The organism is Bartonella sp. AA16NXGY, from assembly GCF_042197325.1.
In the GTDB taxonomy this organism is placed as follows: domain Bacteria; phylum Pseudomonadota; class Alphaproteobacteria; order Rhizobiales; family Rhizobiaceae; genus Bartonella.
Genome location: NZ_JBHIRR010000028.1, coordinates 1 through 8,744, shown reverse-complemented (window position 1 = coordinate 8,744; position 8,744 = coordinate 1). Strand labels below are relative to the sequence as shown.

Annotated in this window: 2 protein-coding genes and 1 pseudogene; all 3 read left to right on the top strand. The window is 38.1% G+C overall.

What is annotated here, in order from left to right; all coding sequences use genetic code 11:
• The coding region (locus ACFINK_RS08980; RefSeq protein WP_375638849.1) for a YadA-like family protein at nucleotides 1-382 on the top strand (382 nt) is incomplete at its 5' end.
• Between the two features lie 1,103 nt (nucleotides 383-1,485).
• The gene (locus ACFINK_RS08975) at nucleotides 1,486-4,608 is read left to right on the top strand and encodes a YadA-like family protein (protein WP_375638847.1); all 3,123 of its coding nucleotides are present in this window, start codon (nucleotides 1,486-1,488) and stop codon (nucleotides 4,606-4,608) included.
• A 1,179-nt stretch (nucleotides 4,609-5,787) separates the two neighbouring features.
• Nucleotides 5,788-8,744, top strand: a pseudogene (locus ACFINK_RS08970) (hypothetical protein); the annotation flags it as partial.

The following is an 8,744-nucleotide window of genomic DNA, read 5'->3' as shown; positions in this document are numbered from 1 at the left end:
TGAAGAGCAGATGAAGATAGTTCTTGAAGATGCCAATAAGTATACGGATGAGAAAGTTAGTGGTCTTGTCAATGATGCTGTTAACGAGTCGAAATCCTATACGGATATAAAGTTTGAGACATTGAATTATGCTATTCAGGATGTTCGGAAAGAAGCAAGACAAGCTGCTGCTATTGGTCTAGCAGTATCTAATTTAAGCTATGACGATACACCGGGAAAATTAAGTTTTTCACTTGGTACGGGTGTATGGCGCAGTCAATCTGCACTTGCTATTGGAGCTGGTTATATGTCTGAAAATGGAAGATTTCGCTCTAACGTATCTGCAACGAGTGCTGGGGGACATTGGGGTGTAGGTGCTGGATTTAGGGTAACACTGAATTAACAATAGAAAATTCGAAATAATTTTCCTTCTCTTATCAAATGCGTTACATGTGCCATTTAAAGAGAAGGAAAGTTATTTTCATCATAAATGAATAGCAATAGAAGATAAGGGCGTATTTCGAGTAAAAATATATTTTTTATTGTGAAATTTTATATGAAAAAATCATTTATCACCTCCAAAAGGAATTATTTGAGTAATCGATATTTATTTTTAAGAAAGTTTTGCCTTCTTGTCTCATCAGACAAGGGTGAAAATTTTATAAGAAGTGATATTTTACACAGAAATTCATAGAGTAGTATACTTGTAAAGTTTTATAATTGTATTCTGTAATAATAATCTTAGTGGGACTAATTTTAGTTACAGTGAAGCATTTTAACAAAAAACTACAAATGCCAGAGGGATGTTTTCATATAAATTAACAGACTACGTGTAACCGCACAATATTTGAAAACTATACAGTTTATAATTTTATAATAGAATATCCACTAGGGGTATTTTTAAAGAAATAAAAAGTCTCATTTTTTCCTTGCTATTTTTTAATAATCTGTATAGAATGCGAAAAATTAATTAAAAGAAACTAGAAATCTTCTCGCAAAGCGGGGTGCGGTAAGTTATGGCAAAATTACAAAATCACAATCATCTAATCTTAAAGAGCTTTAAGAGATACAAATATAAAACTCAGGGATATCTCGCTTATTTTCACAACAAAAGCGCAATAACCCTACAAAAAATGCTCTAAATTACTCAACAAACAACTCAACTCCCTTCCGCAATAAATATTTTATTGCCTCTTAAATACGCAACCCCTAATAATAGTACACAAATATGTTTTTTCTACACTTTTTTCACCTTTCTTCACCTTTAAATTTAAAGGCTCTGCTGAAGAAAAACACCCCTCCTTAAAGGGGATAAATAAAAACCACATTAATTGGACTATCGATCAACGTCGACTTCTATCTCATTGATATCTTAGATAGTCCTCTTCCGCATTATGACAACCCTAATCTTTTATAAAACAAGAAAAAACAATCTCTGGAGCTGAGTAGCACCGGAATATGTCTTTTTGATGTTTTAAATATCTTTTTTTACTTAGAGGATTTATTATGAAAAAAATATATACCACACCACACACGCTAGCAGTGAGTAATTTAAAAAATTCTTGCTCGTCTTATCGATTACCTTTTATTAAAACGCTTTCATTAGTGTCAGTAGCTGTCTTTTTATCAAATGCTTCTCCTGTTTTTGCTTGTGATCTTTGGGGTAATGTAGCACAGTATTTTGGCGGAGGTACAAATATACGTAAAAGTATTGCGCCAACCTATATAATTAACGGTAAAATATATAGAGATGTTGGTTCTGCGCTGTATGGTTTGGAGAATTATGTCGCTGAAACCAGGTATGATAAGCTTGTTAAGCAAGATAGCTCAGGGCTTATTACAATTGGTGCGGACGTAGGTGGTAATAGAATAACTATCGCAAATAGCTCTCATGGATTGAGGACTCTTACTGGTGTTGCTGATGGTTGGGTTTCGCCAATCTCGTATGATGCAGTCAATGGTTCTCAGCTTTTTTCCCAAGGCATCAGTACTGCGATCTCTTTTGGCGGTGGTGCTGGATACGATAGAAAAGGAAACTGGATAGCTCCTACTTTTACAGTTAAGGTCTTTGATAAAAATGGTAATGGAGCTGAAAAGGATTATAAGAATGTTGCGGATGCCTTTACTGGCGTAAGTAGTTCTTTCACGAATCTTGATGCAAAGATTGAAAATATTAAGGTAGCAAGTAATAGTCTTGTTAAGCAAGATGATACGGGGCTTATTAGCATTGGTGGAGAAGTAAGTGGAACTAAGGTAAGCATTGCAAACGTTGATAATGCAGTTCGGACTCTTTCGGGTGTTAAGGCTGGTTCGATTACAGCAGCGTCCACTGATGCGATAAATGGTTCTCAACTTTATTCCATGAGCAATGTAGTCGCAGGCTATTTTGGCGGTGGTGCTGGCTATAAAGATGGAAACTGGAGTGCTCCTACTTTTACAGTTAAGGTCTTTGATAAGGATGGTAATGGAGCTGAAAAGAAGTATACTAATGTTGCGGATGCCTTTACTGGCGTAAGTGGTTCTTTCACAAATCTTGATAAAAAGATTGAGAATATAGTCATTAATGGGACAGGTGATGATCTTGTTAAGCAAGATGATGCCGGACTTATTACCATTGGTGGAAAAGTAAGAGGGGTCCAGGTAAATATAGCAAATGTTGATAATGTGGCACGGACTCTTGCGGGTGTTAAGGCTGGTTCGATTACAGCAACATCGACTGATGCGATAAATGGCTCTCAATTTTATGCCATGAGCAATGTAGTTGCTAGCTATTTTAGTGATAATGCTGGATATGATAAAGATGGAAACTGGAATGCTCCTACTTTTACAGTTAAGGTTTTTGATAAAAATGGTAGTGGGACTGAAAAGAACTATAAGAATGTTGGGGATGCGCTTTCTGGTGTAAGTAGTTCTTTTACGAATCTTAATCAAAAGATCGAAAGTGTGACAGGTGATAGTTTTGTTAAGCAAAATAGCGCTGGGCTTATTACGATTGGTGGAGACAAGGGTGGTGATAGAATAGATATTGCAAACGGTATTAATTTTCCACGAGTTATCTCTGGTGTTAAAGGGGGTGCATTTACGGCAACATCGACCGAAGCAGTAAATGGTGGTCAAATTTATTTGATGGCTCAGGCATTTGCAAGTTATTTTGGCGGTGGTGCTGGCTATAAAGATGGAAAATGGTCACCTCCTACATTTACAGTTAAAGCCTTTGATAAGGATGGTAATGCAACTGAGAAAAACTATACTAATGTTGCAGATGCGTTTTCTGGCGTTAATAGTGCTTTCACAAGTTTGAATGAGGAGATTGTTAAGATAAAGAATAAGCCTGGTATTGAAGAAAAGGAACACACCCATCAAGACGGTGATTTGAATGATATTATTTCAGAAGGCTTTCCTTTTATGAGAAGCTTACCTAGTGCTTTAGGTAATGTGAAGGTTCCAACTACGATAACTGTTGCTCCTAAATCACCATTAAAACAAGTAAGTTTTATGAGTAGTGAAGGTGAAAGCCGGCGTCTTTTTGATATTGCTGCTGGTGAGATTTCAGAAACGTCGACTGATGCTATAACTGGTTCTCAGCTCTATTCGATAAACAACCAGATTGCTACTTATTTCGGTGGTGGTTCTGGATATAAAGGTGGAAATTGGAGTGCTCCGACTTTCACAGTTAAAGCCTTTGATAAGAATGGTAAGGAAACTGAGAAAAACTATACTAATGTTGCAGATGCATTTGCTGGCGTTAATAGTGCTTTGGCAGGTTTAAATGAGCGGGTTATGAACGGTATTGGTGAAACAGAGGGTAAACCACAAAATGGTGATCCTTCGGATGTTATTTCAAAAGGCTTTCCTTTTATGAGAAGCGCACGTTTTCTAAGAAGCTTACCTCTTGCCATAGATGAGGAAGAAAGCGCCATAGATGAGGCGGATAATTCAACCACGGTAACTGTTGCTCCTAGTGAAATTTTAGAAAAGTCAACTTATGAGGTGACTGACAATCAGTTTTCACAGATGAGTAACAGGGTAACTGGCGTTGAAAAAAAGGTAGACAGCGTTACAGACAGGGTAACAGAAGTTGAAAACAAGGTGAATGTTGCGGTTAGCTATGATACCGATGATAGCGGAAAGAAAATCAGTAGCATCACTCTAAAAGGTGTCGATGACAGTGAGCCTGTTTTGATTACTAATGTTAAAGATGGAAAAATTGAACATGGCTCTAAGGACGCAGTGAATGGTGGTCAGTTATACGATCATACCGCGGAGCAGATGAAGATTACTCTTGAAAGTGCGAAAAAGTATACGGACGATCAAGTCAATAATGGTGTTAACGAGGCAAAATCCTATACCGATATGAAGTTTGACGCACTAAGTTATGATATTACGAATGTGCGCAAAGAGGCAAGGCAAGCAGCAGCGATTGGTTTGGCAGTCTCTAACTTACGTTACTTCGATGACCCAGGATCTGTGAGTGTTTCATTTGGTGGCGGTTTTTGGCGTGGACAATCTGCCTTTGCGATTGGTGCAGGTTATACATCTGAAGATGGCAAGATTCGTTCTAATCTATCAGCAACCAGTGCTGGCGGTCAGTGGGGTGTAGGTGGTGGAATAACTCTGAAATTAAAATAACACCAGAGAATATGAAAAACTACAATTTAAGCGAAGTTTCGCCCTTGTCTTCTTAGACAGGGGCGAAATTTTATATTATAGAGAAGTAATATTTTACAGAGAAGGCCATAGAGTAGTATATTTATAAAGTCTTATAATAATTAAATTCTTATACCAATGTATTCTATAGTAATAATCTTAGTGAGATTGATTTTAGTAAGAAGTAAAGCACTTTAACAAAAATTTTACAAATACAGAGTAGTACTCTCAGTGCGTAATTGCGCAGTATTTTAAAACTGTACGTTCTATAATTTCATTGATAGAAAATATCCATTGGGGGATACGTTTAAAAATTTGAAAATCCTATTTTATTATTTTATTTATTTGCTCTGTACATAGCAGTAGCAATCATGAGGCACGCAACAGCAGCAATTATTAGTAAGACTCATTTTGATCAAAATGGGACACTTAAATAAAACTATGAAACAGAATCTCTAGACAAGTCTATAGTGCATGGAATCTATGAGTTTTAAAGTTATAAGGATATTTCACGGTTATATAAATCGGAAAGACTCATTCTGTAAAAATAATTAAATTCATTTTCTTCTTGCTATTTCACTCAATAGTCTATAACATCACAAAATATTCTTTAGTAAGACTCATTTTGGCAAAAACAGAAAAATGCTCGCAAGGGGGGGCAGTTGATTATGAACAACACACACAATCATCCTCATTTTACTCTAAAGCTCAAGAGTATGCCGCTTATCCCCGCGATAAAAGCGTAATGATTTCACAACAAGTACTCTAAATCATTCAGCCAACAACTTAAACTTTTCCCCTAATAATACCTTACAGCTTCTTAATCATATAAAATGAACTCTTTTACTTTTAAAACTATAAACCGCAGACCTAACAATAGGGTGCAAGTATGTCTTCTTCATACCTGTTTTTCACCCTCATCCAGGAGTTTTGTTGCAAAAAAAACACCCTTCTTAAAGGCGGAAAAAATAAAAAACCCATTAACCACATCGTTTATCAAGATTGATTGCAACCTTGCTAGACTTCTAATTACTTCTGTTCGCCTCTGCGGCAAACTCAAACTTTATAAAGAACAAAAAAATCACGTCGTTAATCACTCCTAACACTGAAATATGACTTTTTAATGTTCTAAATATGTCTTTCCTATTTGGAGAATTTGTTATGAAAAAATTATATACCACACCAAAAGCGCTAGTGGTGAATGATTGTAAAGATTCTTGCTCGTTTTATCGATGGCTTTTTATTAAAGCGCTTTCATTGGCTTCAGTGATTATATTTTTATCAAATGTTTCTCCTGTTGCTGCTGCTACTCAGATTTTAAATAACATATCAAACGACTTTAGTGGTGGTACAAATGCGCTTAAAGGTATACCGCCAGCCTATGTAGTTGGCAGTAAATTGTATAGAGATAGTGGCTCTGCATTTGTGGAGGGGGAGGATGCCCCCAAGAACTTAAGTCTTAATATTAAGTTTCAGACTAAAGCTGCTTTTGATACTGCATTTGCAGGTACGGAAGGTTATAAGAATGTAGAAGGTTATAAAAGTGTTGCGGATGCATTTTCTGGCACTAATAGTGATTTGGCAGGTTTAAATCATCAGATTGTTGAGATAAAGAAACCCCATGCTATTGGGGGAAAACAAGATAATCCATCTCACGGTGATGATCTGCATAAAAATACAGACAACTTTTCTCTTATAAGAAGCTTATCTCGTGAACTAGTCCGAGCGGACGATGAAAAGATAATAACTATTGCTGGTACCTCACCATTAACTCAAATAACTATTCGGAGTAGTAAAGGTGAGACACGGCGTCTTTTGGATGTTTCTCCTGGTGAGCTCTCAAAAACGTCAACCGATGCCGTTAATGGTTCCCAGCTTTATACGTTAGGCACTGGGGTTGCAAAATCTTTAGGTGGTAATGCTAGTTATGCGGATGGAACTTGGAGTGTACCTACATTCACGGTTAAGAGCGTCAAAGAAGATGGCAAAACAGAAGATAAAGAGTATCATGATGTAGCAACAGCGTTTGCTGGTGTAGGAACTTCTTTCGTAAATATGAATAATTCTATCACGAATATTAAGAATGAACTTAGCAAAGATATTGCTGAAGCAAAGAGTGATTCCTTGCATTGGAGCGATACTGCACATGCTTTTGTAGCGACGCATGGAGAGAAAGATAGCAAAAGTAATAGCAAGCTTACATCTCTTTTAGATGGTTCGATTAATGCTGGTTCCACGGATGCCGTAACGGGTAATCAGCTTCATGCTCTAGGTGATAAAGTTGCACAATCTTTAGGTGGTAATGCTAAGTATGAGAATGGCACGTGGAATGCTCCTACATTCAAGGTTAAGCGATTTAATCCTGATGGTGATGTTACTGATTCGACTTATGACAGTGTCGCGTCTGCCTTTGCCGGTGTTGGTGATTCTATCACGAATATTAAAAATGAGATTAGCAAAGAAATTGCTGGTGAAAAGAGTGATTCTTTAATCTGGAGCCAAACGGCGAATGCCTTTGTAGCGACGCATGGTGAAGAGAATACAAGTAGCAAGATTACGTCTCTTAAAAATGGAGACATTAGTAGAACGTCAACGGATGCTGTAGCGGGTAACCAGCTATATGCACTAGGGAGCGGTGTTGCGAAGTCTTTAGGTGGTAAAGCTAAGTATGAGAATGGCACATGGACAGCTCCGACTTACGAGATCTCTAATATTTCTGCAGATGGTGATGTGGGAAAGACGAGCTTCAATGATGTTGGTAGTGCCTTTGCGGGTCTTGATACGAGTGTCAAGAATGTGAACACACATCTGTCTAATGAGGTTAAAAAGTTTGATGAAAAACTAAGTAATATTACTCAAGCGGTTAATGGTGATGCTTTATTATGGAGCGACACTGCACATGCCTTTGTAGCGACGCATGGAGAGAAAGATAGCAAAAGCAATAGCAAGCTTACATCTCTTTTAGATGGCGTCATTAAGGATGGTTCCACGGATGCTGTAACGGGTAATCAGCTTCATGCTCTAGGTGATAAAGTTGCACAATCTTTAGGTGGAGGAGCTAAGTATGAGGATGGCAAATGGAGCAAACCTAAGTTCACGGTTAAAACAGTAAAATCTGATGGAACTGAGAGTGAGGAGAGCTATACAGATGTGGCTTCAGCGTTTGCCGGTGTAGGAACTTCTTTCACGGATTTACATAAAGAGATTACCAATGAAATTACCACTGCTCAGGCTGACGCCTTGTTGTGGGATAAGTCTAAAGGTGCGTTTGTAGCGACGCATGGGGACAGTAAAGAGAACAGCAAGATAACGTCTCTTAAAAATGGCGACATTAGTAGAACGTCAACGGATGCTGTAGCGGGTAATCAGCTATATGCTCTAGGGAGCGATGTTGCGAAGTCTTTAGGTGGAGGAGCTAAGTATGAGGATGGCAAATGGAGCAAACCTAAGTTCACGGTTAAAACAGTAAAATCTGATGGAACTGAGAGTGAGGAGAGCTATACAGATGTGGCTTCAGCGTTTGCCGGTGTAGGAACTTCTTTCACGGATTTACATAAAGAGATTACCAATGAAATTACCACTGCTCAGGCTGACGCCTTGTTGTGGGATAAGTCTAAAGGTGCGTTTGTAGCGACGCATGGGGACAGTAAAGAGAACAGCAAGATAACGTCTCTTAAAAATGGAGACATTAGTAGAACGTCAACGGATGCTGTAGCGGGTAACCAGCTATATGCACTAGGGAGCGGTGTTGCGAAGACTTTAGGTGGTAAAGCTAAGTATGAGAATGGAACTTGGAGTGCGCCTACATTCACGGTTAAAAAGTTTTCATCTGATGGCAGTGTTACTGCCTCGAGTTATAACGATGTCGCCTCTGCCTTTTCTGGTGTTGGTGATTCATTTGAGAATGTTAAAGATAAAATCGATAATGTTAAGGATGAAATTACCGAAGAGATTGAAAAGGGCATTACCACTGCTCAAGCTGACGCCTTGTTGTGGGATAAGTCTAAAGGTGCGTTTGTAGCAACGCATGGGGAAGAGAGCAGCAAGATTACGTCTCTTAAAAATGGAGACATTAGTAGAACGTCAACGGATGCTGTAGCGGGTAACCAGCTATATGC

Bases quoted from the DNA above. Each gene is read 5' to 3' on its own strand.
- ACFINK_RS08975 (WP_375638847.1), top strand. From the start codon at position 1,486: ATGAAAAAAATATATACCACACCACACACGCTAGCAGTGAGTAATTTA.